This window comes from Nereida sp. NH-UV-3 (assembly GCF_042939535.1).
Classification (GTDB): domain Bacteria; phylum Pseudomonadota; class Alphaproteobacteria; order Rhodobacterales; family Rhodobacteraceae; genus Nereida; species Nereida ignava.
Genome location: NZ_CP132157.1, coordinates 1,314,431 through 1,338,456 on the forward strand (window position 1 = coordinate 1,314,431; position 24,026 = coordinate 1,338,456).

The following is a 24,026-nucleotide window of genomic DNA, read 5'->3' on the forward strand; positions in this document are numbered from 1 at the left end:
TGAGGGGGGGGTAACCCGAAGCCGACAACAATAGGCAAGGCCTTCTCAAACTCCCGCCACTTGGCAGGGGAACAGTCAGTTACTGTGCGATGGCACGCGCTTCACGGACCCACGCAATGATCGTCTCACGCGCTTCTTCGTCCATTTGAACGGCGTTGGGTGGTGGCATGGCGTGGCTCACGCCCGCTTGCAGATAAATCTGGCTGGCGTGGCGGGCTACATCGCCGGGCGTTTCGAGGTGCACACCCTTCGGTGCCCAGCGCATGTTACCCCAGACAGGCTCACGCGCGTGGCACATCGAACAGTGCCCCAACACCGTGTCATACGCATCGTCAAAACCAGCGGCTGACACGAAGCGTTGCTCATAAGGGGTCAAGGGGCGTGCTTCGGCGTCTTCCCACGTCTCGCTTGGGCGCACCGACGACAGCCATGCAATGACAAACATCAACAAAACTGTAACGCCCCACGTCCAGTGTGGCCCCGACCCAGTCCGGTGCATCGTGTTGAAATAATGACGGATCGTGACGCCGGTCAGAAAGATAAGGCTCGCGATAATCCAAGCGTATTCTGTCCCAAACGCCAGCGGATAGTGATTGGAAAGCATTAGAAAAACGACCGGCAAGGTCAGGTAGTTGTTATGCATCGAGCGCAGCTTGGCGATCTGACCGTATTTGGCGTCAGGAGTGCGCCCTGCCTTCAAATCAGCGACAACAATGCGCTGGTTCGGCATGATGATGAAAAACACGTTGGCTGTCATGATTGTCGCCGTGAACGCACCAAGGTGCAAAAGTGCCGCGCGACCAGTGAAAATTTGATTGTAGCCCCATGACATCACAACAAGCAGGGCAAACAACAACAGCATCAAAATCGTCGGGTGGTTCTTTAGCCCACGCTTGCACATCTGATCATACACCAACCAGCCAATGGTAAGCGACGCTCCTGAAATCAAAATACCCTGCACCAACGTCAGATCTGCTTTGGTCGGATCAAGCAGATACAGTTCTCCGCCAACCCAGTAAACAATCATCAACAGGGCAGCACCCGACAGCCACGTGGTGTAGCTTTGCCATTTATGCCAAGTCAGATGCTCGGGCAGCCGATCCGGTGCGACTAGGTATTTAGTGGTGTGATAAAAACCACCGCCATGCACTTCCCACTCTTCGCCATACGCGCCTTCAGGCATTCCGGGTGCTGGCTTCAACATAAGATCAAGCGCGATAAAGTAGAACGATGCGCCAATCCACGCCATGGCGGTCACCACGTGCAACCAGCGAACTGAAAACGCCACCCAGTCCCACATCACAGCTAGATCATACATCATCAGTCCCTCACGTTCTTTGTCTCAAAGAAAACTATGCGATTGGCCATTGTTCTGGTATTGCTTCAAAAAGTCAAAGAGCATCAAAAAAAGCCGAACAATGTCATATCTTGAAAACGTCCGCACCTTTGTTCGTGTTTATGAGTTGGGCAGCATGTCTGCAGCCGGCCGTGATTTACGTATTTCACCTGCGGTTACATCCTCACGCATCTCACAGCTTGAGGAACATCTTAGCGTGAGGCTTTTTCAACGCACAACCCGCAGCCTTGCCCCCACGGAACAGGGAAAGGCCTTTTATGACGGGGCATGCAAAGTGCTCGAGTCCGTTGAGGCCGCTGAAGCAAATGTGGTCAACATTACCGATAACCCGAAAGGCTCGCTCTTTATCGCAGCACCCTTGGGCGTTGGCCGCCGCCTTATTGCCCCCCAAGTGCCCGAGTTTTTGGAGCAATACCCACAAGTCAGCATTCGGTTGCGCCTTACAGATAGAAAGGTGGACCTGACAACCGAAGGCCTTGATCTGGCGTTCTTTCTTGGCCAGCCCGAGGATAGCAATTTGCGCATTCGTAAAATCGCGGATGTGTCACGGGTTCTATGTGCCTCGCCCGAATATATTGAAGCTAAAGGAATGCCCGAAGACGGAGAGGCATTAATTACCGATCAACACGAATGCCTTAACCTGCGGTTCCCCGGCGCGACAGAGTTTCAATGGCCCCTCGTCACCCCCGAAGGAACGAAAAAGTTTCGTGTCAAAGGCCGATATGAGTGTGATGATGGTGATGTTCTTACGGACTGGGCGCTTGCAGGGCATGGCATCGTGATCAAACCGGCGTTTGAAGTGGCAGAGCACATCAACAACGGCGCTTTGGTTCCCGTCGCAACACAAACGCCACCTGAAGATATTCAGATGGCGTGCTTATTTACGCACAGACGACGGCAAGATCCCAAAACCCGACTGTTCATGGAATTCATGATCGAGCGGATTGGGCGCGCTGTCCGGAACAGCTCAATTCAGGCTCAGCTACCGCGGTAGGTTGAATACCCGAATGGTGAAAGCAGAAGTGGCACATGATAGTGAGCCGCCTCTGACATACCAAATCGCAAAGGTACTACATCCAAAAAGCGCGGCTCTTCTAGCGCGATGCCGATTGCATCCAAATAATCGCCTGCGTGAAAGACAAGCTCGTATGTGCCAAGCGCAAACTCAGACGCGGGCAAAATCTGCTCGTCTGTCCGGCCATCACTGTTGGTGAACACAGACTTCAGAATAACCCGCTCCTCACCATCGATACGGTAGAGATCAATTTTAAGCTCGCTTGCAGGACAGCCCCGTGCAGTGTCCAGAACATGCGTTGTCAGATAACCAGCCATTGTCGTCTCCTTAGGTGAAAGCTGCATATAGCCACGCACACTGATGTGCAGCAAAGTGCATATGTTTGATGGTCTTTCGCGTTTTTCTTGAAAATTCGCGGTATTGTTTTGCATTAATACAATACTAACGACGAAGGGAGACGTCCGTGAATAGATATCCACGTGACCTTACCGGCTACGGAGCAACGCCTCCAAACGCCAATTGGCCAAATGCAGCAAAGATCGCTGTGCAAATTGTCCTCAACTACGAAGAGGGCGGTGAGAACAATATCCTTCACGGTGACGCCGCATCCGAGGCATTCTTGTCAGAGATCACAGGCGCACAACCTTGGCCAGGCCAGCGCCATTGGAACATGGAATCGCTTTATGAATACGGCGCCCGCGCAGGGTTCTGGCGTGTGCACCGCTTGCTGCGCGATCTACCGATTACGGTCTACGGTGTTGCCAGCGCGCTTGCCCGTGCCCCCGAGCAAGTTGCCGCCATGAAAGCGTCGGGCTGGGAAATTGCCAGTCACGGGCTGAAGTGGGTTGAACATAAGGACATGCCCGAGGCAGAGGAACGCGCCCAAATTGCCGAGGCCATTCGTCTGCACACCGAAGTGACCGGCACGCCACCGCGCGGCTGGTATACTGGACGTTGCTCGAACAACACCGTCCGCCTTGCCGCACAAACAGGCCAGTTCGATTACGTGGCCGACAGCTACGCGGATGATTTGCCCTATTGGACCCACGTCGAGGATCGCGACCAATTAATCGTGCCCTACACGATGGATTGCAATGATATGCGCTTTGGCATTCAGGCAGGTTTCACAAATGGGGATCAATTCGAGAGCTACCTCAAGGATACCTTTGATATCCTTTATGAGGAGGGACGTGCGGGCGCACCAAAGATGATGTCAATCGGGCTGCACTGCCGTTTAATCGGTCGTCCTGGCCGGTTGGCCGCCCTGCGCCGTGTCATAGAACACATGCAGTCTCATGAGGGCGTGTGGTTCGCGACCCGTCTGCAAATTGCGGAACACTGGGCCATGCAGCATCCACCGCACGCCAAACCTGCGCCATCCCAGATGGACCGCGCCACCTTTGTCGAAAATTTCGGTGGTATCTTTGAACACAGCCCATGGATTGCAGAAGCTGCGTTTGATCTGGAACTCGGCCCTACCCATGATACGGCACTTGGCGTTCATAGCGCCTTGGCGCGCGTATTTCGAAGCGCGTCAGAAGATCAACGCTTGGCCGTGTTAAATGCGCACCCTGATTTGGCCGGAAAGCTCGCGGCCGCAGGCAAATTGACCGCTGAAAGCACCTCCGAGCAAGCGGGCGCAGGGCTAGATCTGCTCACAGACGAAGAACGCAGTACATTTCAGGCGTTGAACGCTGAATACGTCGCGCGCCATGGTTTTCCGTTCATCATCGCAGTGCGCGACAACACCAAGGCCACAATCATGGCCGCCTTCAAGCGCCGTATTAGTAATGACCGCGATGCAGAGTTTGCCGAGGCTTGTAAGCAAGTTGAGCGTATCGCTGAATTGCGCCTGATCGAAAAGTTCAGCGCATGAGCCGTTCTCTCAAAATTCAGCCCATCACACGGGCGGCTTTTGCACCGTTTGGCGAAGTTATCGACACATCTGGCGCACCAGATAAGATCATCAACCAAGGGCTGTGTGGCCGCTACCACGACCGCGCAACGCTGGACTGCAGTTCGGGTCGCGTTGGGGTAAGCCTGTTCAAGGCCGAGGCGCGTACCCTGCCCTTGGCCCTTCACATGGTTGAACGTCATCCAGATGGCTCACAGCTTTTCATTCCAATGTCCGAGCACGGTTTTCTGGTCATCGTCGCACCAGATCAGAACGGCACACCGGCTGAGCCGCTGGCGTTCATCACAACCCCAGGACAAGCAATAAATTTTCACCGCGGGACATGGCACGGCGTGCTGACGCCCCTGAGTGAACCCGGTTTGTTTGCCGTCGTCGACAGGATCGGCACCGGCGCAAACCTTGAAGAACACTGGTTCGATACCCCGTACACGGTCGAGCTGGAAAAAAAGACTACTGGAGCGGGGCCAGCAACGGCAACATAGGGAAGGAAAACCACAATGGCCGAGAACTCAATCGGGACGCCGGAACAGCTCCGCGATCCCAACTTCACACCGGCGCTTCACCGCGCCATTCCACTGGGGATACAGCACGTATTGGCGATGTTCGTCTCAAACGTGACCCCGGCTATTATTATTGCAGGTGCAGCGGGTTTCGGTTTTGGTTCAGACGCAGGGGCGCAAGGTTTCCCTGACATGACCTATCTGATCCAGATGTCGATGCTGTTTGCAGGCATTGCGACTTTGTTCCAAACAATCGGCATGGGCCCTGTTGGGGCGCGCTTGCCAATCGTTCAGGGGACAAGCTTTGCCTTCATTCCGATCATGATCCCACTGGTGGCTGGTAAGGGCGTCGATGCGCTACCTATCCTGTTCGGTGGCGTTTTGGTGGGTGGTCTTTTCCACGCACTACTGGGAACTGTAATCGGTAAAATTCGTTTTGCCCTGCCCCCACTGGTCACTGGCCTTGTTGTTACGATGATCGGCTTGGCGTTGGTCAAAGTCGGCATCCAGTATGCGGCGGGCGGCGTGCCTGCCATCAACAGCCCTGAGTACGGCTCACTGCTGAACTGGTCTGTCGCATTGGTTGTTGTCTTTGTCACACTCGGTTTGAAGTTCTTCGCAAAAGGCATGCTTTCCGTATCAGCAGTCTTTATCGGCATCATTGCAGGCTATCTGGTCGCGCTGTTCTTCACCGATATGGTTTCATTTGAAAGCATCGCAACAAGCATGAGCCGCGCAGCAGCGTTCCAAGTGCCGTCACCGTTTGCATATGGCTTCGAGTTTAGCCTTGCTGCAGTCATCGGCTTTTGTCTGATGGCATTCGTTTCTGCCGTAGAAACCGTGGGCGACGTATCAGGGATCACCAAAGGTGGGGCTGGCCGCGAAGCAACCGAAAAAGAAATCCAAGGCGCAACATATGCTGATGGTTTCGGCACTGCGTTGTCTGGTATTTTTGGTGGCTTGCCAAACACATCATTCAGCCAAAACGTTGGGCTAATCGCGATGACTGGCGTCATGAGCCGTCACGTTGTGACCATCGGGGCGATCTTCTTGATCATCTGCGGTCTGGTTCCAAAAGTAGGCGCATTGATCCGTACTATCCCAATCGAAGTGCTGGGTGGTGGTGTCATCGTCATGTTCGGCATGGTGGTTGCGGCGGGTATCTCAATGCTGTCCGACGTCAAATGGAACCGTCGCAACATGGTTATCTTCGCAATTGCGTTGTCTGTCGGCCTCGGCCTTCAGTTGGACCCGAAAGCAGTACAATATCTGCCAGACACACTGCGCATCTTGATGACATCCGGTCTGCTTCCTGCGGCTCTGATCGCAATCGTACTGAACCTTGTGTTGCCTGAAGAGCTAACAGACGAGGCTACCGAGGAAGTATCCGGCGGCATGTCCGGTCACGGTAAAGGTCGCTAAACACCATTGACCATACTGTAAAAAACCAAAGGCCCGATCGTTATGATCGGGCCTTTTTCGTGTAACATTGTAAAAACACATGAGGCACAACAGGCCTCTGTTATTTTGCGCCAGACAACCGCAGGTTCATATGGCGGTTCACATCTTTATAGAGCAAATAGCGAAACTTGCCCGGTCCACCTGCATAACAAGCCTGCGGGCAAAAAGCGCGCAGCCACATGTAATCGCCAGCTTCAACTTCAACCCAATCATTGTTCAAACGGTAAACAGCTTTGCCTTCCAGCACGTAAAGCCCGTGCTCCATAACGTGCGTTTCAAGAAACGGGATCACAGCACCAGGCTCGAACGTGACGATCGTGACATGCATATCGTGGCGCAAATCTGTAGGGTCAACGAAACGCGTGGTGGCCCACTTTCCGTCTGTTTCAGGCATAACCGTTGGTGCGATTTCATTCTCATTGGCAATAATAACCTCGGGATGATCAAGCCCCGGTACAGCCTCGTACGCCTTGCGCACCCAGTGAAAACGCAACATCTCATCACTTGTGTTATGAAGCGTCCAAGGTGTGCCCGCGGGCAGGTAGGCGTAGCCACCCTCAACCAGAGTGTGCTCCGCGCCATTGACGTTCAGCGTGGCTTTGCCCTCGACCACAAACAGAACGCCCTGTGCACCCTCATCCGTTTCGGGCTGATCCGATCCACCACCAGGTGAGACTTCCATGATGTACTGCGAAAACGTTTCAGCAAATCCACTCAACGGCCTAGAGATGACCCACAGCCGCGTTCTGTCCCAGAACGGCAGAAAACTTGTCACAATATCGCGCATCGTTCCTTTCGGAATAACCGCGTAGGCATCAGTGAAGATCGCACGGTCTGTCAAAAGTTGCTCTTGCGGCGGATGCCCCCCTGTTGGGGCATAATAGTTAGCAGACATTTGGCCTCCAGCTCGTTGATTTCAAATTATTATCTAAGCAGTCTGGGGGATCACACCACACGGGAACGCCAAAACAGACTTGCTCAAAACATTTGATAGTGAGCCGAGACAGGCCAGTTCAAGAGACGCATTCGCGCCTCCCAACCAGCCCGTCAGATCGAGGTGAAAAACGCCTTAATTATCAGGCACAGCTTTAGGTGTTAGCAACTGACATCGTTTCCATGTCAAGTTTAACCAAAAATATTTCAATTCCTATTCGGCAACGCACAGTAAAAAATAATTCGCTCTTACAAAGCATGAACACGAGGCGAATACCAAATGTTGATAGACGAGGCTATCGCTAATCAGATTAAAAATAATCTACAGCTGCGCTCGGAATGACGTAAGGCCCTTGGGGCTGACGTGTTACATGGGCGTGATGCAAGCCGTATTCGGTTCGATACGCGGGGAGCCGATCCCTAACGACCACTTTGTTGCTCGAGGCCCTTTCGTTCCCCGCGCGCGCCTACGTCTTGCAGTATCGACCTTATTCTTGGAGGCGCTTTCTGGGGGCTTTTGCCGCTTGTGGTGGGTGGCAAGTCCGCCAAAGGCCTGACGGTTGAGGGTCAGGCCTTTAATAGCATTGTCGGATTAGCGTTGGTTGCGGGAGTAGGATTTGAACCTACGACCTTCAGGTTATGAGCCTGACGAGCTACCGGGCTGCTCCATCCCGCGCCAACTTGGTTTGTTTAGTTTGGGGTTGTGTTGTCTGCAAGGGCGGATTTGGGGTTTGGTTGATTTTGTTTATGGGAGGGAGGTGAGGTCTGCTGCGTTGTGGTCCATGGCGTCAATTGGGACGGGCAGATTTCAGGGGGGTGCGATCATGATGCGGCTCTCAGGATAGCCGGTTTCAGAGGGGGGCTATCTGTAGCTGCGGCCCAGCAGACCCCACGCCCAGCACCGCGCATTAAGATTTCAGGTGGTATAAGACACAAAAAAGCCGCCACGAGCTGAACTCGTAGCGGCCTAATGTATGATAATCGAATATAGAGTATTGGTTCTTTGTTAGGTTTGGCGATGACCTACTCTCCCACGCCTTAAGACGCAGTACCATCGGCGCAACAGTGCTTAACTGCCAGGTTCGGGATGGGGCTGGGTGTTTCACTTGCGCTATGATCACCAAACCAAAGAAAGAACCATTACAAACATTTTTAATCCAGATTTTCGTAACTTGTGTAGTTGTGTATGCTTTTGATTGTGTCCGTAGAAGACTGTCTTCTACTGGATCAAATCAAGCCTATCGAGCAATTAGTACCGGTCAACTGAGTGCGTTACCGCACTTACATCTCCGGCCTATCGACGTGGTGGTCTTCCACGGCTCTCAGGGATACCTTGTTTTGAGGGGGGCTTCCCGCTTAGATGCCTTCAGCGGTTATCCTGTCCGATCATAGCTACCCAGCACTGCTCCTGGCGGAACAACTGGTACACCAGTGGATCGTTCACCCCGGTCCTCTCGTACTAGGGGCAACTCCTCTCAAGTATCCTACACCCACGGCAGATAGGGACCGAACTGTCTCACGACGTTCTAAACCCAGCTCACGTACCTCTTTAAACGGCGAACAGCCGTACCCTTGGGACCTGCTCCAGCCCCAGGATGAGATGAGCCGACATCGAGGTGCCAAACGGTGCCGTCGATATGGACTCTTGGGCACCATCAGCCTGTTATCCCCGGCGTACCTTTTATCCGTTGAGCGATGGCCCTTCCACTCGGGACCACCGGATCACTATGGCCGTCTTTCGACTCTGCTCGACTTGTCAGTCTCGCAGTCAGGCTGGCTTCTGCCATTGCACTCAACGAGCGATTTCCGACCGCTCTGAGCCAACCTTCGCGCGCCTCCGTTACGCTTTAGGAGGCGACCGCCCCAGTCAAACTACCCGCCACACAGGGTCCCGGATCCGGATAACGGACCGCGGTTAGACATCAAGCAGAACAAGGGTGGTATCTCAAGGATGGCTCCACGCAGACTGGCGTCTGCGCTTCAAAGCCTACCACCTATCCTGCACATGTTGTGCCTGATGCCAATGTGAAGCTGTAGTAAAGGTGCACGGGGTCTTTCCGTCTAACCGCGGGAAGCCTGCATCTTGACAGGCAATTCAATTTCGCTGAGTCGATGTTGGAGACAGCGGGGAAGTCGTTACGCCATTCGTGCAGGTCGGAACTTACCCGACAAGGAATTTCGCTACCTTAGGACCGTTATAGTTACGGCCGCCGTTTACCTGGGCTTCAATTCAAGGCTCTCACCTCTCCTTTTAACCTTCAGGCACCGGGCAGGCGTCAGACCCTATACGTCGTCTTGCGACTTCGCAGAGCCCTGTGTTTTTAGTAAACAGTCGCCACCCCCTGGTTTGTGCCCCCAGTCAATACTTGCGTAGAAACTGGGCCTCCTTCTCGCGAACTTACGGAGGTATTTTGCCGAGTTCCTTCAACATCGTTCTCTCAAGCGCCTTGGTATTCTCTACCAGTCCACCTGTGTTGGTTTAGGGTACGATCTAATGATGGAGCTATTTCCAGGAACCTCTAAGCGGCCCTTCCAATCCGATAAGGAAGAACAACCCTCGAGATCCGTCACTACCATCTGGCTCAGGAATATTAACCTGATTCCCATCGACTACGCCTTTCGGCCTCGCCTTAGGGGTCGGCTTACCCTGCTCAGATTAACTTTAAGCAGGAACCCTTGGACTTTCGGCGACAGTGTCTCTCACACTGTTTGTCGCTACTCATGTCATCATTCTCACTAGTGATCTCTCCACCGGATCCCTCACAGGCCGGCTTCATCGAAAGTTTCACTCCTCCAACACTCCCAAAGGAAGATAAGGAGGAAAGAAACTATATCACACTACGCTCTGCTACCATGCACTATGTGCATCCTAAGCTTCGGCTCATGGCTTGAGCCCCGTTACATCTTCGCCGCAGGACAACTTAATTAGACCAGTGAGCTGTTACGCTATCTTTAAAGGATGGCTGCTTCTAAGCCAACCTCCTGGTTGTTTTGGTCGTCCCACCTGCTTTCCCACTTAGCCATGAATTAGGGGCCTTAGCTGTAGGTCAGGGTTGTTTCCCTCTCCACTACGGACGTTAGCATCCGCAGTGTGTCTGCCGACTAGTACTCCTCGGTATTCGGAGTTTGGTTAGGATCAGTAAGCCTGTGGGGCCCCATTACCCATCCAGTGCTCTACCCCCGAGGGTATTCGGTCGACGCTCTACCTAAATAGATTTCGCAGAGAACCAGCTATCTCCGAGTTTGATTGGCCTTTCACCCCTAGGCACAATTCATCCCGACCTTTTTCAACAGGTGTGGGTTCGGCCCTCCAATAAGTGTTACCTTATCTTCAGCCTGATCATGCCTAGATCACTCGGTTTCGGGTCTGATCCCACGAACTCATTCGCCCTATTAAGACTCGCTTTCGCTGCGCCTACACCTAACGGCTTAAGCTTGCTCGTGAGACCAAGTCGATGACCCATTATACAAAAGGTACGCCGTCAGCCCTCAAGGAGCCTCCGACTGATTGTAGGCGTTCGGTTTCAGGTACTGTTTCACTCCCCTCGTCGGGGTGCTTTTCACCTTTCCCTCACGGTACTGGTTCACTATCGGTCAGTAAGGAGTACTTAGCCTTCGAAGGTGGTCCTCCGATGTTCAGACAGAATTTCACGTGTTCCGCCCTACTTAATACGTCCAATCATGCTTCCTATACGGGGCTATCACCCGCTATGGCCGTGCTTCCCAACACGTTCTAGTCACAATCTCAGCTCGGCTGGTCCCCGTTCGCTCGCCGCTACTAGGGGAGTATCTATTGATTTCCTTTCCTCCGGGTACTTAGATGTTTCAGTTCCCCGGGTTTGCTCTTAAAACCCTATGTATTCAGGTAATAAGTACTTGGTTTACCATGCTATTGAGCACCCCGAAGGGTAACAATAACATAATATCAAGTGGGTTCCCCCATTCGGACATCCATGGATCAAAGCTTATTCTCAGCTCCTCATGGCTTAACGCAGAGTATCACGTCCTTCATCGCCTCTTACTGCCAAGGCATTCACCAAACGCCCTTTTCGCGCTTGATTTGATCCAGAAGAAGAAAGACTTGTATGGATCTTTCTACTGTGTGCTCGAAGCACATCTGAACCAAAAGCATACATTTTCCCGCCTATCCTACTGGTTCATAGGATAGACAATTGAGCGATCAATAAGATCACTCAGGTTAGTGTACTTGACTTGGATTAGTTATTTGAACCTTTAGGACCGAAGTCCATGATCTGACCTACTTGCCAGATCAGTTCAAAAACTGATGTTTGTAATCTCTATATACGATATCAAATCGTCCGATTGGACGCTTAAACACTCACATAAGTCAGTGCTTAACGGTCAAATCATGACGCTGTTATAAAATCTGGTATCAACAACCCCCGAAGGGCAATGGTGGAGCGTATCGGGATCGAACCGATGACCCCCTGCTTGCAAAGCAGGTGCTCTCCCAGCTGAGCTAACGCCCCGTAATTGCTCGCGCAAAACGGCAACTTCTCACGCAATCGCAAGAATATATGGTGGGTCGAGGAGGACTTGAACCTCCGACCTCACGCTTATCAGGCGTGCGCTCTAACCACCTGAGCTACCGACCCAAACGGGCGGTAGCCCGTGTTATTGTTTGAAGAGATATGAGGACGGCTCGGTCCAAAATATGTTCCGAAGAACTATGCCACTAAGTGGCTGCTAAGTGTTTCACGAGTGATGCAAGCATCGCTTCTAGAAACATCCTTAGAAAGGAGGTGATCCAGCCGCAGGTTCCCCTACGGCTACCTTGTTACGACTTCACCCCAGTCGCTGATCCTACCGTGGTCCGCTGCCTCCAAAAGGTTAGCGCACGGCCGTCGGGTAGAACCAACTCCCATGGTGTGACGGGCGGTGTGTACAAGGCCCGGGAACGTATTCACCGCGGCATGCTGTTCCGCGATTACTAGCGATTCCGACTTCATGGGGTCGAGTTGCAGACCCCAATCCGAACTGAGACAAGTTTTGGGGATTAACCCACTGTACTTGCCATTGTAGCACGTGTGTAGCCCAACCCGTAAGGGCCATGAAGACTTGACGTCATCCACACCTTCCTCCCGCTTATCACGGGCAGTTCCCATAGAGTGCCCAGCCGAACTGCTGGCAACTAGGGGTGTGGGTTGCGCTCGTTGCCGGACTTAACCGAACATCTCACGACACGAGCTGACGACAGCCATGCAGCACCTGTCACTGCGTCCCCGAAGGGAACCACGGATCTCTCCGTGTAGCACAGGATGTCAAGGGTTGGTAAGGTTCTGCGCGTTGCTTCGAATTAAACCACATGCTCCACCGCTTGTGCGGGCCCCCGTCAATTCCTTTGAGTTTTAATCTTGCGACCGTACTCCCCAGGCGGAATGCTTACTCCGTTAGGTGTGTCACCGAATAGTATACTACCCGACGACTGGCATTCATCGTTTACGGTGTGGACTACCAGGGTATCTAATCCTGTTTGCTCCCCACACTTTCGTACCTCAGCGTCAGTATCGAGCCAGTGAGCCGCCTTCGCCACTGGTGTTCCTCCAAATATCTACGAATTTCACCTCTACACTTGGAATTCCACTCACCTCTCTCGAACTCTAGACTAGCAGTATTAAAGGCAGTTCCAGGGTTGAGCCCTGGGATTTCACCTCTAACTTACTAATCCGCCTACGTACGCTTTACGCCCAGTAATTCCGAACAACGCTAACCCCCTCCGTATTACCGCGGCTGCTGGCACGGAGTTAGCCGGGGTTTCTTTACCAGATACTGTCATTATCATCTCTGGCGAAAGTGCTTTACGACCCTAAGGCCTTCGTCACACACGCGGCATCGCTAGATCAGGGTTTCCCCCATTGTCTAAGATTCCCCACTGCTGCCTCCCGTAGGAGTCTGGGCCGTGTCTCAGTCCCAGTGTTGCTGATCATCCTCTCAAACCAGCTATAGATCGTAGACTTGGTAGGCCGTTACCCCACCAACTATCTAATCTAACGCGGGCCAATCCTTTACCGATAAATCTTTCCCCCGTAGGGCGTATACGGTATTACTCTTCGTTTCCAAAGGCTATTCCGTAGTAAAGGGTATGTTCCCACGCGTTACTAACCCGTCCGCCGCTCCCACCGAAGTGAGCGCTCGACTTGCATGTGTTAGGCGTGCCGCCAGCGTTCGTTCTGAGCCAGGATCAAACTCTCAAGTTGAAACGCATTACTGCGTATCCTTGACGTCGAACCTCTGCACATCGTCCCATTGTTCAAATGGGACAGTCATCTGTTTCATGTGCTTAAGTTACAAAAGTAACAAAAGACCACATCAAACAGTGAAGCTGACACTAAATCATCGGCCGAAGCCTATTAGCGCGATATACAGACGTTGATCCATCGAATGAACCAAACCGCCCACATATCTCTTCAAATACCAGCAATTTCAAACAACGTGAGGAACAAAAGAGACCAGATGCGCCCTAAATCATACGGCGCGCCCCGCCTCAAATACCTCTAATTTCTTCTCCAACCTCAGAACTAAGTCAGCCTCTCAGCGTCTCCCTAGCCCCTCTGGCGACCCGCGCTGCATCTCTGCGCCGCCGGTGAAGTGGGGTTTAGGTCTAACAAACAAAACACGCAACCCCCTTTTTGAAAGCATATACGTTTTTTGTGCATTTTTCTGTTTTTTCGTCTGTTTACAGATGCTTGCTTAAGAATGTTGCTAGTTTACCTAGGGGTTTGGGTAATCAAATTACCCTCCCGTTAGCGCCAATACTTTGGACGACTGAGTTATCCACAGACCTAAGCCGGTCAAACGCGAATAATCGGTCCCAAAAGCCGTGAATCGCGTGAATCAGGCGGCCACTGATTTGCGATTCTGCCGTTTAGGAATCAATCGCAGCCCCAAAAGCAACAAAATCACCGCCATATAGGCCAGTGGTTCGATCTGAATCCCTTTTACGAGCCAAATAAAATGCGCCCCGCCCAGAATCGCGGCCCCATAGGTCAATTTATGAAGCGTCCGCCAGTTTGGCCCCAACCGCCGCACAGCCCAATTGTTAGATGTAAGCGCAAGTGGCAGCATCAACACGAACGCTGCCATACCAACAGTAATATACGTGCGCTTTAGAATATCCGCCCAGATCTGACTCAGGATCTGAACATCAAGCACCAGCCATACCAGCAGGTGCGCCAATACATATGCAAACGTCACAAGACCAATGGCGCGACGAAACTTGATAAGGTTGATACCTGTGAAACGGCGCAGCGGTGTAATCGCCAATCCGATGATGACCAACTGCAACGCTATCTCACCGTATTCATGTTCAAGCGCCTTAATCGGTTCGGCACCCAAACCGCCCGTCAGACCAAGATAGAAGAAGTACGGCATTGGCAGCAGGTACACAGTATACACACACCACACAGGCAGCTTGCGCGCCCAGCCATTCAGACGGTCAACAATCATGCTAGGCTAGAAGTCCTTACGAAGGTCCATGCCCGCATAAAGCGACGCAACTTCTTCTTCGTAGCCATTGAACATCAAAGTAGGCTCACGCTTTTGAAACAGACCGCCGCCAATGACACGGTGCGATGCTTGCGACCAACGCGGGTGATCTACGTCCGGGTTCACGTTACTGTAAAAGCCGTACTCCCGTGCGTTGATCGTGTTCCAGCTTGTGGGCGGCTCACGGTCCGTCAGGGTGATCTTCACGATCGACTTGATAGATTTGAACCCGTACTTCCACGGCACCACCAAACGGATCGGCGCACCATTCTGGTTGGGCATTGGCTTGCCATAGATACCCGTCGCCATCAATGTCAGCGGATGCATCGCCTCATCAAGGCGCAACCCTTCGACATACGGCCATGGAATAGACGGCAGGCGCTGACCGGGCATTTCCTCGGGCCGGTACAATGTTTCAAAAGCTACGTACTTGGCATCTGACTGCACGCCTGCCTTTTGCAGAATATCGCGCAGCTCAACACCGTTCCACGGCACAACCATCGCCCATGTTTCAACACAGCGGAAACGGTAGATACGTTCCTCTATATCCAGACCATCCAGCAACTCGGCCACAGAATATGTACCGGGGTTATCGACCAGCCCATCAATCGTGATTTCCCACGGGTCGGTGGTCAGGCTACCTGCGTTGGCGGCGGGGTCGCCCTTGCCGGTGCCGAATTCGTAAAAGTTGTTGTAGCTGGTGATGTCTTCAAAGCTGTTGGGCACCAACGCGTCCTGTGCAGCGAAGGCGGACCCTGCGATACTGCCCGCCACACCGGCGGCGGCCATGCCAGCCATTATCTGACGCCGGTTCCAGAACGCCGCTTCCGGTGTCACATCAGCCGCCGTTAACTTGTTCTTCCAACCATAGGCCATGAGCCGCGTCCTTCATCTGTTTGAGCCACGCGCATCATGCGCCCGCCAACTCTTTATACTTACGAGGCGCGCCACACTGCGCAAAGCCCCCCTCACGCATTGGTGAGACCCTGTCACAAAGCCGCCCGCGTCATGTGCGCTTTCTATATAGAATAGAGCACCGCGCCTTCGCGCCCAGGGATCTTGTGCCTAGGGATGCGGCGCGGTTTGCCCTTCATCGCGGGCGGGGTAAATCGTGCTTAGCCGCTTGCTGCTGCCATCTGGTTGTACGATCCGCACATGTGACCGCCGCATTAGGCGTGGCTCGGCCACACCAACAGAATGGGCAATGGTTTCCACTTCATGAACGATGGACCGCGCATAGGCCGCGACTTTCTCGAACTTTTGCTCAACCACTAGCCCCTTTTGAAAACGCGGATCATGGGTGGTGATGCCAGTGGGACATGTGTTCTTGTTGCACTTCAGCGACTGGATGCAGCCAAGGCTAAACATGAAGCCGCGCGCAGACGTCACAAAGTCCGCCCCTGCCGCCAAAGCCCACGCCACATCACCGGGGTTCACCAACTTGCCGCTGGCCACCAAGCGGATGCGTTCCTTAAGGCCCATGCGATCACGTAGCGCACTAATTAGGGGCAACGCCTCACGAATTGGCATCCCCACCAAATCCATCAACGGCATCGGAGAGGCTCCCGTGCCCCCCTCGCCCCCATCAAGGGTGATGAAATCCGGTGCGCTATCCATCCCGCGCTCAAGAATAGCCACAAAGAATTCCTCAAGCGCGTCGGGCGAGCCGACCACAGTCTTAATCCCGACGGGCTTGCCGGTCACCGCGCGCACATGGGCAATCATGTCCAGCAAATCGTACCAGTCATCTACTTCTTCATGGCGGTTCGGGCTGATGCTGTCTTGATGCGGTTCAATCCCGCGAATGTGGGCAATCTCGTCGTTCACTTTGGCAGCGGGAAGTATCCCGCCCTTACCGGGTTTTGCCCCTTGGGCCAGCTTGATCTCGAACATCCGTACAGTCTGATGAGCAGCGACTGCGCGTAGCCGATCATCGCTTAGCTTGCCGTCCTTGGTGCGCACGCCGTATTTGGCCGTGCCAATCTGAAACACAATATCCGCACCACCCGCCAGATGTTCAGGGGCCAGCGCCCCTTCGCCAGTGTTCATCCAGATGCCCGCCTTAGCCGCCCCTTTTGACAGCGCCAAAACCGCCGGCTTGGAAATGGCGCCGTAGCTCATGCCAGATAGATTAAAGATGGAGCGCGCCACAAAAGGCGTTGCCGCTCCTTGGCCAATGATCATCGGTTCCGAGCTGGCGAATTGGTCATCAACGGGCGGGAACGCAGCGTTCACAAAGATGGGCGTGCCGACTTCTGAAATGTTGCGGGTTGAGCCAAAAGCGACCGTGTTACTTTTGCCCTCAGAGGAATGCTTGATCCAGTCGCGCTGCGCACGGTTAAAGGGCAGCTCCTCGCGGTCCATCGCAAAGAAATACTGCCGGAAGAACTCACCCAATGTGCTGAAAAGCGCACGAAACCGCCCGATCACCGGATAGTTGCGCCGCACCGCATCCTCGGTCTGCCAACGATCGCGCACGAACAACACAAGGGCCAGCGCAACAACAAAGCCAATCACCGTCACAAACAACAGCGCCAAGAATTGCAGCGCGTACCCCGCCGCCCCCATAAAGCTGAACATCTCCGCACCCCTTTAAGCAAATCACCTTGCGCCCACTAAACCGCAAAGCCCGCCCAAAAGGAAACCGCATAACGCGGGCGTGAGCGGGCCTTGGCGTTGCGTCCCGCTCATCAGGCCCGTCCGCTGCGGTAAGATCGCGTTAGCCGGTTTGCGCGACACTCCCCAAGCGCGCAATTTGAGAATGCATTTGGTTCAAAGCCCCAGTCGAAATCTGTTCGACACCGCGAAAAGGGCGCCGAACCGATCCACCGCACCGGATTTCGGGGGCTTGGCACGCCCTTCTTGCACCCTCATCTTTGGCGGCCGCCAATTTCTTTCACTCGTTGTTGATACGCTCACATCCAAACAAAAACCGTCCCAGCGTTTCGGCTGAGGCGGCTCTTTGTGCTGTTGCGCTGTCAAACCCACGCGGCCCTGAACAGCGGGTTAATGAACCACCGCATCCTCGGGCGCTTCGCGGGTAGAGGCACTGATCCGGTCGCCCACCAAAAGGCCACTCGGCCCCGCGCTAATGTGAACGGTGCTGCCGTCTACGACATCCCCAGACAACAGCATCTCAGCCAGTTGGTCTTGCAACGCACGCTGGATCACACGCTTCAAAGGCCGCGCGCCAAACACGGGGTCATACCCCTCGTCGGCAAGCCATTGTTTGGCCGCCGCGTCCAACTCAAGATTAATCTTACGCGTCGCCAAGCGTTTCAGCAGCCGCGCCATCTGAATATCGACGATCCCGTCCATGTCTTCGCGGGCCAGACGGTCAAAGATCACAGTCTCATCCAAACGGTTCAAAAACTCAGGGCGGAAATGGCCGCGCACCGCCGCCATCACATCACGTTTGGCCGTAGATGCGTCAGCGCCTTCCGGCAATTCGCTTAGCACCTGAGAACCAAGGTTGCTGGTCAGAATAATCAGCGTTTGCTTGAAATCGACTGTGCGCCCCTGTCCGTCGGTCAACTGACCATCGTCAAGAACCTGCAACAACACGTTGAACACGTCAGGATGCGCTTTCTCAACCTCGTCAAACAGCACGACCTGATAGGGTTTGCGCCGCACGGCCTCGGTCAACACACCGCCTTCGTCATAGCCAACGTACCCAGGAGGCGCGCCAATCAAACGGGCAACCGCGTGCTTTTCCATGAACTCAGACATGTCGATGCGGACCATGGCGCTGTCATCGTCAAACAAGAACTCCGCAACTGCTTTGGTTAATTCGGTCTTCCCCACGCCGGTTGGCCCCAAAAAGAGGAACGAACCAAGGGGGCGGTTTTCATCATTTAGCCCCGCGCGCGCACGGCGCACCGCATTGGACAAAGCCTTAACCGCCGCGTGCTGACCGATGACCCTATTGCCCAGCGCAGCTTCCATCCGAAGCAGTTTTTCGCGGTCACCCTCAAGCATTTTTGAGGTGGGGATACCAGTCCAACGCTCAACCACTTGGGCGATCTGTTCGGGGCGCACGGCCTCTTCGACCACCACATCATCCCCTGCGGTTTCCGCCTCGGCCAAGTCTTTCTCAAGCTGCGGGATTACGCCGTAGGACAATTCACCTGCCTTGGCCAAATTGCCCTCACGCTTGGCGATATCCAACTCGGCGCGCGCACGGTCAAGCTTTTCTTTAAGCACCCGCGCGCCTTCCAACTTGTCACGCTCCGCCTGCCATGCGGTCGTCATTTGTGTGGCGCGTTCCTGCACCTCGGCCAAGTCGCGCTCTAGTGTGGCAAGACGATCCTTGGACGCCTGATCGTCTTCCAAGCGCAACGCCTCGGCCTCGATCTGCATCTGCAAAATTTGACGGTCCAGCACGTCAAGCTCCTCGGGCTTGCTGTCAACTTCCATGCGCAGCCTGCTGGCCGCCTCGTCCATCAGATCAATCGCTTTGTCGGGCAAAAAGCGGTCCGTAATGTAGCGGTGCGACAAAGTAGAGGCCGCAACAAGGGCGCTGTCTGAAATGCGCACACCGTGGTGCAACTCATACTTCTCTTTGATACCGCGCAGGATGCTGATGGTGTCCTCAACCGTGGGCTCGTTCACCAACACCGGCTGGAAACGCCGCGCAAGAGCTGCGTCTTTTTCAACGTGTTTGCGGTACTCATCAAGGGTCGTGGCGCCCACACAGTGCAATTCACCACGCGCCAACGCGGGCTTAAGCAAGTTCGACGCATCCATCGCACCGTCCGCTTTGCCCGCCCCCACAAGGGTGTGCATTTCATCGATGAACAAAACCACCTCACCAGCCGCGGCCGTCACCTCAGACAGGATTGATTTCAGACGTTCTTCAAATTCACCACGGTATTTTGCACCCGCAATCAGCGCCCCCATATCCAGCGACAAAAGTCGTTTGTTGCGCAGGCTTTCAGGCACATCACCGTTGATGATACGCAGGGCCAGCCCTTCGGCGATGGCGGTTTTACCCACGCCAGGTTCACCGATCAGAACGGGGTTATTCTTTGTGCGGCGTGACAATACCTGCATCGCGCGGCGGATCTCATCATCACGTCCAATGATCGGGTCAATGCGCCCCTGACGGGCGGCCTCTGTCAAATCAGAGGTGTATTTGCGCAGCGCCTCATAGGCGTCCTCGGCGCTTGCGGTATCCGCCGTGCGCCCTTTGCGTACGTCATTGATCGCACTGTTAAGCTTTTGCGCAGTGACCTTACCGGCCTCCATCGCGGTTTTCGCGCCAGAGCGTACCATGGCCAACGCCATCAAAACGCGCTCAACGGGCACAAAACTGTCTTTGGCTTTCTTGGCGAGGTTCTCTGCCTCAGCCAGCACGCGGGTTGTGGCGCTATCGAGGTACACAGCGCTCGCGTCGCCTGTCACTTTGGGCAGCTTTGACACAGCCAGATCAGCCGCACGTGCAACCGCAGGCGCATCGCCGCCAGAGGCGCTGATCAGATTGGCGGCAAAGCCCTGATCATCATCCATCATCGCCTTCAGCAAATGTTCGGGGGTCAGCCGTTGGTGGCTCTCACGCGCAGCAATTGTTTGTGCCGCTTGCACGAAACCGCGCGCGCGTTCAGTGAACTTTTCTAAGTCCATGGGTCTCTCCTTTTGCAGCATCCCACATAAATTTCGCACCCGCCTTTGCGGCATACATCGGTGTGGGACCTTATGTAGCTTAGATGGGGCGAATGATGCCCGCGTTCAAGTGACGGAATGCCTAAAATCCACGCAAAGCCCCACCGCGAGGCAAGGCCAACCACCGCTTTCGGCACACCCGCTCGCTTGCATCGCGCCCCCAAAGCAACTACCCCCGCCACAACAAAACATACGTACCAAAAGGAGCCGCACCGATGGCCGACGATAGATTGATTGTTGCGATGGATGTGCCGAACGCTTTGGCAGGCCTGAAACTGGCCGATGAGCTGGGTGACGCGGTATCTTTCTATAAAATCGGGTTGGGCATGTTGACTGGTGGCGGGCTTGGCCTTGCCAATGAGTTGAAGGCAGAACGCGGCAAACGCATCTTTCTGGACATGAAACTGTTCGATATCGGCGCAACTGTTGAGGCAGCCGTTCGCGGCTTGGCGCAGTTTGATCTGGATTTTCTGACCGTTCACGGTGACCCGCAAGTGGTGAACGCTGCAAAACAAGGCGCTGCTGGTTCGAACACAAAAATCCTCGCGGTTACCATTTTGACCTCGCTTGATCGTGGTGACTTGGACGACTGTTTGATCAAAGACGGTCTGATCCCTGATCTGGTGACTGAACGTGCGGGCCGTGCGCTTGAAGCTGGCGCAGACGGTGTGATCGCATCCCCCCAAGAAGCGGCATTGATCCGCGCGCTGCCAATTGCGGACGACAAACTGATCGTTACCCCCGGCGTGCGCCCAACCGGCGCGGCCCTTGGGGATCAAAAGCGCGTTGCGACACCGGCATCAGCCATTCGCGACGGCGCAAACCACATCGTAGTGGGCCGTCCCATCTGGCAAGCCGAAAACCCACGCGCGGCAGCGCAAGCCATCACAGATGAGTTAGCCGCGCTCTAAACGCGACTTGCACACGTCCACCGCACAAAAGACCCGCCTTACACCATTTTGGTCAGCGCCTTTGTGACCTCAGCCGCCACAAGTTGATGCGCCGGCGCGCCCCACAACTCGGTTGCGGCGGGCTGGTCCATCTCGGTGTAGCTCATCCCTTCCAGGCGAAGTGCTGCATCATGGGATGGCAAGTCCACCTCAACGATGCCTGTCACGCTTTGGCCGATTTGCTCCATCATCGTGCGGTCCACAAAAAGCGGGTCCCCACCCAGCGGGCCAAACTGTGCCGTCATTGGTGGCTTGACCCAAAGCAGAATGACTTTTCCGTCAATTTTGGCCAAAAGCGAGCGCATCCGTGCAAGCCACGCTTGGCGCAACTCATCCACAACAATCTCGTATTTCTCAGGTGCCTCGGACTGCAGCGTCGACAAAAGGTGCCGCGTGAAAGTGAACTCCGTAAAATCCGTACCGCGAAAAATGGTCTGCATTAGCATCGATGGCTTCAAAAAGCGGTCGTTGCGCCGTGGGTGCACAGAATAGAACCGGTTCGACAGGTTCGCAGCGCCCATCACCTCAAGCACCGTCACACGGGCCTTGGAACAGGCGCCTGGTACGAAGGGATCACCCAAAAACACATCAGGTCCCGCATTCACACAGCCAAAATTCACGCATTGAACATCAAGGCCTTGCTCGACCAAATCCGGAAACGGTTGGGGCATGAATTTGCCGTATGTTTCTGTGCCACCCAGAAACGCCACATAATCTGTCTCAAGCCGCTTGCGTGGTCCGCGAAACACCAGTTTCGAGCGGCCATACCTGCACGGCATGTACTCAAGGGCGGTCTGCCCCGTTGATTGAATGGTCATTACGCCACCTCTCACAATTTCACCCAAGGACACGATTCTCACAAAGGTCTTTCCAAACCGCTAACCCGCTAATTTGTTGAAAACTGTCTCAATCACGGGGTTGCGCGCGCAGGCTGCTCACGACACAGTTAACGCAAACAGCATCAGAGGATCCGTCATGGATATTGAGCAGGTTGGCGTTATCGGCGCGGGGCAAATGGGCAATGGTATCGCCCATGTTTTTGCAAGCGCCGGGTATCATGTGCGGCTGAATGATGTGAGCGCAGATGCCCTTGCGGCGGCGCAGGCGTTGATTGCCAAAAACATGGACCGCCAAGTTGCCAAAGGCACGATGACCGCCGAGGACCGCGACGCAGCTTTGGCGCGCATTGCCACGACGCTTGATCTGGCCGAGCTTGGGCAGAGCGATCTGATCATTGAAGCCGCCACTGAGAAAGAAGACGTGAAGAACGAGATCTTCAAGGCGCTGCAACCGCACCTAAAACCTGAGACAATTCTGACCTCAAACACGTCGTCTATTTCGATCACGCGCCTTGCAAGCCGCACGGACCGGCCAGAAAAGTTCATGGGTTTCCACTTCATGAACCCTGTGCCCGTGATGCAGCTGGTTGAGCTGATCCGCGGCATCGCCACTGACGAAGAGACATTTAAAACCTGCCACACCGTTGTTGAGCGTCTTGGAAAAACATCCGCTACCGCAGAAGATTTTCCCGCGTTCATCGTCAACCGCATCCTGATGCCGATGATCAATGAGGCGATCTATACACTGTACGAGGGCGTCGGTTCGGTCACGTCTATCGACACGTCCCTAAAGCTGGGCGCAAATCACCCGATGGGCCCGCTTGAATTGGCCGATTTCATTGGCCTTGATACCTGCCTGTCCATCATGAACGTTCTGCACGACGGGCTGGCAGATACGAAATACCGGCCCTGCCCGCTGCTGACAAAATATGTGGAAGCTGGATGGTTGGGCCGCAAAACGAAACGCGGGTTTTATGATTACCGCGGCGAAACACCCGTTCCGACCCGCTGATTAGTCTGCCTTAAGGGCCAGTGTTTTTTCACGAAGCCACGCCATAAAGCCGCGCGGATTGGCAGACCATTTCTGAATTTCTGCCGGATCAAACGGTGCGCCCACCACAGGGCTTTGCGGTTTATTAAGCGCGTGAACCACCTCGTGGATCAACAGGCCCTGCCGCAAAGTGGGCGAGATTTTATTGGCAATTTGATACATCCGGCTGTTTTGCCCGGGAAAGTAAATCGGCACCACAGCGGCTTTTGAGCGTTGGATCATCTTGGCCGTAAAGGGGTTCCACTCTGCCTCAACGGCGGGGCCAAAGAACGTTTCTGAACATGACACAACGCCGGACGGGAACAGCACAATCACACCACCACCAGACAAATGCGCCATTGCTTGCTTGCGCATATCAAGGCTTTTTTGCAGGCTGTCTTCCTCATGCGGAAAGGGCACGGGGATCATGAATTCTTCGATCTCATCAACGCCCGTCAACAGCGACCGCGTCAGGATTTTGTAATCTGTCCGCACGCGGCCGATCAATTCCGCCAAAATCATCCCGTCGACCAAACCGTGCGGATGGTTGGCCACCACAACAACGGGCCCAGTGGCAGGAATATTGGCAATTTGCTCGGCGGGCGTTTCAAGGGTGATGCCCATGTGGCGCAGCGCTTGTTTCCAAAACGCCTGACCATAAGCTGCGCCCTCACGCTCGAACCGGCGGATAAGATAAAGCAGTGGAATTTTGCCCGTCATCCACTCCATCACACGGATTACATTGGCTTTGAACGGATTGGTAAATGTGTTGGCATAAGACAAGCGACGCTTGTCATAGGGCACCACGTCTGCGGGCGCGCCTTGGGCTGGGGGTCTTTGTTCAAGGCGATCAACCACT

Annotated in this window: 15 protein-coding genes, 3 tRNA genes and 3 rRNA genes; 6 read left to right on the plus strand and 15 right to left on the minus strand. The window is 54.3% G+C overall.

Annotated features, from left to right (window positions below):
- Positions 1–79 precede the first annotated feature (79 nt).
- Positions 80–1,318, minus strand: a complete 1,239-nt coding sequence (locus NeNHUV3_RS06530; protein WP_391483192.1) for a urate hydroxylase PuuD — start codon at positions 1,316–1,318, stop codon at positions 80–82.
- Positions 1,319–1,418: 100 nt separating this feature from the next.
- Here NeNHUV3_RS06530 and NeNHUV3_RS06535 point away from each other — a divergent pair, with 100 nt between their 5' ends.
- Positions 1,419–2,351, plus strand: a complete 933-nt coding sequence (locus tag NeNHUV3_RS06535; RefSeq protein WP_391480481.1) for a LysR family transcriptional regulator — start codon at positions 1,419–1,421, stop codon at positions 2,349–2,351.
- Here NeNHUV3_RS06535 and uraH read toward each other — a convergent pair.
- Positions 2,336–2,689: a hydroxyisourate hydrolase gene (uraH, locus tag NeNHUV3_RS06540; RefSeq protein ID WP_391480483.1), complete on the minus strand. Its 354-nt coding sequence runs from the start codon at positions 2,687–2,689 to the stop codon at positions 2,336–2,338. The genes NeNHUV3_RS06535 and uraH overlap by 16 nt on opposite strands.
- 146 nt (positions 2,690–2,835) lie before the next feature.
- Between uraH and puuE the strand changes: the two genes are divergently transcribed.
- From puuE to NeNHUV3_RS06555, 3 genes are read left to right on the plus strand one after another with little or no spacing between them, the layout of a single operon-like run.
- The gene (gene puuE / locus NeNHUV3_RS06545) at positions 2,836–4,248 is read left to right on the plus strand and encodes an allantoinase PuuE (protein WP_391480484.1); all 1,413 of its coding nucleotides are present in this window, start codon (positions 2,836–2,838) and stop codon (positions 4,246–4,248) included.
- Complete coding sequence (locus NeNHUV3_RS06550) at positions 4,245–4,769, plus strand: ureidoglycolate lyase (RefSeq protein WP_391480486.1); 525 nt, start codon at positions 4,245–4,247, stop codon at positions 4,767–4,769. Before puuE ends, NeNHUV3_RS06550 begins: the two co-directional genes overlap by 4 nt.
- A 15-nt stretch (positions 4,770–4,784) precedes the next feature.
- On the plus strand, positions 4,785–6,209 hold the full coding sequence (locus NeNHUV3_RS06555) for a nucleobase:cation symporter-2 family protein (protein ID WP_341247548.1): 1,425 nt from the start codon (positions 4,785–4,787) through the stop codon (positions 6,207–6,209).
- A 100-nt stretch (positions 6,210–6,309) separates the two neighbouring features.
- Here the strand turns inward: NeNHUV3_RS06555 and NeNHUV3_RS06560 are convergent, their stop codons facing one another.
- The 11 genes from NeNHUV3_RS06560 to clpB form a co-directional block, all read right to left on the minus strand.
- A complete protein-coding gene (locus NeNHUV3_RS06560) occupies positions 6,310–7,143 on the minus strand; it encodes a bifunctional allantoicase/(S)-ureidoglycine aminohydrolase (RefSeq protein ID WP_391480488.1) in 834 nt (277 codons plus the stop codon).
- Positions 7,144–7,780: 637 nt separating this feature from the next.
- Positions 7,781–7,857 (minus strand) — tRNA-Met (locus tag NeNHUV3_RS06565).
- Between the two features lie 334 nt (positions 7,858–8,191).
- Positions 8,192–8,306: ribosomal RNA gene (gene rrf / locus NeNHUV3_RS06570) — 5S ribosomal RNA — on the minus strand.
- A gap of 103 nt (positions 8,307–8,409) precedes the next feature.
- Positions 8,410–11,242: ribosomal RNA gene (locus NeNHUV3_RS06575) — 23S ribosomal RNA — on the minus strand.
- A 353-nt stretch (positions 11,243–11,595) separates the two neighbouring features.
- A tRNA-Ala gene (locus tag NeNHUV3_RS06580) sits at positions 11,596–11,671 on the minus strand.
- A gap of 49 nt (positions 11,672–11,720) precedes the next feature.
- Positions 11,721–11,797, minus strand: a tRNA-Ile gene (locus NeNHUV3_RS06585).
- A gap of 140 nt (positions 11,798–11,937) precedes the next feature.
- Positions 11,938–13,399, minus strand: a 16S ribosomal RNA gene (locus NeNHUV3_RS06590).
- Together the 16S, 23S and 5S rRNA genes with 3 tRNA genes alongside form the textbook arrangement of a ribosomal RNA operon.
- 637 nt (positions 13,400–14,036) lie before the next feature.
- Complete coding sequence (gene msrQ / locus NeNHUV3_RS06595) at positions 14,037–14,648, minus strand: protein-methionine-sulfoxide reductase heme-binding subunit MsrQ (RefSeq protein ID WP_391480490.1); 612 nt, start codon at positions 14,646–14,648, stop codon at positions 14,037–14,039.
- A gap of 6 nt (positions 14,649–14,654) precedes the next feature.
- Positions 14,655–15,563 (minus strand): protein-methionine-sulfoxide reductase catalytic subunit MsrP, encoded by a 909-nt coding sequence (gene msrP / locus NeNHUV3_RS06600; RefSeq protein WP_391480491.1) that lies wholly within the window; start codon positions 15,561–15,563, stop codon positions 14,655–14,657.
- Positions 15,564–15,752: 189 nt separating this feature from the next.
- Entirely contained in the window at positions 15,753–17,267 is a 1,515-nt protein-coding gene (locus NeNHUV3_RS06605) for an FMN-binding glutamate synthase family protein (RefSeq protein WP_233488174.1), read from the minus strand.
- 426 nt (positions 17,268–17,693) lie between these two features.
- The gene (gene clpB / locus NeNHUV3_RS06610; RefSeq protein ID WP_391480493.1) at positions 17,694–20,309 is read right to left on the minus strand and encodes an ATP-dependent chaperone ClpB; all 2,616 of its coding nucleotides are present in this window, start codon (positions 20,307–20,309) and stop codon (positions 17,694–17,696) included.
- A 254-nt stretch (positions 20,310–20,563) separates the two neighbouring features.
- Here clpB and pyrF point away from each other — a divergent pair, with 254 nt between their 5' ends.
- The gene (gene pyrF / locus NeNHUV3_RS06615) at positions 20,564–21,259 is read left to right on the plus strand and encodes an orotidine-5'-phosphate decarboxylase (RefSeq protein WP_341247062.1); all 696 of its coding nucleotides are present in this window, start codon (positions 20,564–20,566) and stop codon (positions 21,257–21,259) included.
- A gap of 38 nt (positions 21,260–21,297) precedes the next feature.
- Here the strand turns inward: pyrF and NeNHUV3_RS06620 are convergent, their stop codons facing one another.
- Positions 21,298–22,116, minus strand: a complete 819-nt coding sequence (locus NeNHUV3_RS06620) for a DUF6473 family protein (protein ID WP_391480495.1) — start codon at positions 22,114–22,116, stop codon at positions 21,298–21,300.
- A 157-nt stretch (positions 22,117–22,273) separates the two neighbouring features.
- Here NeNHUV3_RS06620 and NeNHUV3_RS06625 point away from each other — a divergent pair, with 157 nt between their 5' ends.
- Positions 22,274–23,149: a 3-hydroxybutyryl-CoA dehydrogenase gene (locus NeNHUV3_RS06625; protein ID WP_391480496.1), complete on the plus strand. Its 876-nt coding sequence runs from the start codon at positions 22,274–22,276 to the stop codon at positions 23,147–23,149.
- Here NeNHUV3_RS06625 and NeNHUV3_RS06630 read toward each other — a convergent pair whose 3' ends face one another.
- Positions 23,150–24,025, minus strand: a complete 876-nt coding sequence (locus tag NeNHUV3_RS06630) for a lysophospholipid acyltransferase family protein (protein ID WP_341247065.1) — start codon at positions 24,023–24,025, stop codon at positions 23,150–23,152.
- Position 24,026 lies beyond the last annotated feature (1 nt).

Excerpts from the sequence above, each read along its gene's own strand:
- NeNHUV3_RS06530 (WP_391483192.1), bottom strand. The coding sequence starts at position 1,318 with ATGTATGATCTAGCTGTGATGTGGGACTGGGTGGCGTTTTCAGTTCGC.
- NeNHUV3_RS06535 (WP_391480481.1), top strand. The coding sequence starts at position 1,419 with ATGTCATATCTTGAAAACGTCCGCACCTTTGTTCGTGTTTATGAGTTG.
- uraH (WP_391480483.1), bottom strand. The coding sequence starts at position 2,689 with ATGGCTGGTTATCTGACAACGCATGTTCTGGACACTGCACGGGGCTGT.
- NeNHUV3_RS06550 (WP_391480486.1), top strand. The coding sequence starts at position 4,245 with ATGAGCCGTTCTCTCAAAATTCAGCCCATCACACGGGCGGCTTTTGCA.
- NeNHUV3_RS06555 (WP_341247548.1), top strand. The coding sequence starts at position 4,785 with ATGGCCGAGAACTCAATCGGGACGCCGGAACAGCTCCGCGATCCCAAC.
- NeNHUV3_RS06560 (WP_391480488.1), bottom strand. The coding sequence starts at position 7,143 with ATGTCTGCTAACTATTATGCCCCAACAGGGGGGCATCCGCCGCAAGAG.
- msrQ (WP_391480490.1), bottom strand. The coding sequence starts at position 14,648 with ATGATTGTTGACCGTCTGAATGGCTGGGCGCGCAAGCTGCCTGTGTGG.
- msrP (WP_391480491.1), bottom strand. The coding sequence starts at position 15,563 with ATGGCCTATGGTTGGAAGAACAAGTTAACGGCGGCTGATGTGACACCG.
- NeNHUV3_RS06605 (WP_233488174.1), bottom strand. The coding sequence starts at position 17,267 with ATGTTCAGCTTTATGGGGGCGGCGGGGTACGCGCTGCAATTCTTGGCG.
- clpB (WP_391480493.1), bottom strand. The coding sequence starts at position 20,309 with ATGGACTTAGAAAAGTTCACTGAACGCGCGCGCGGTTTCGTGCAAGCG.
- pyrF (WP_341247062.1), top strand. The coding sequence starts at position 20,564 with ATGGCCGACGATAGATTGATTGTTGCGATGGATGTGCCGAACGCTTTG.
- NeNHUV3_RS06620 (WP_391480495.1), bottom strand. The coding sequence starts at position 22,116 with ATGACCATTCAATCAACGGGGCAGACCGCCCTTGAGTACATGCCGTGC.
- NeNHUV3_RS06625 (WP_391480496.1), top strand. The coding sequence starts at position 22,274 with ATGGATATTGAGCAGGTTGGCGTTATCGGCGCGGGGCAAATGGGCAAT.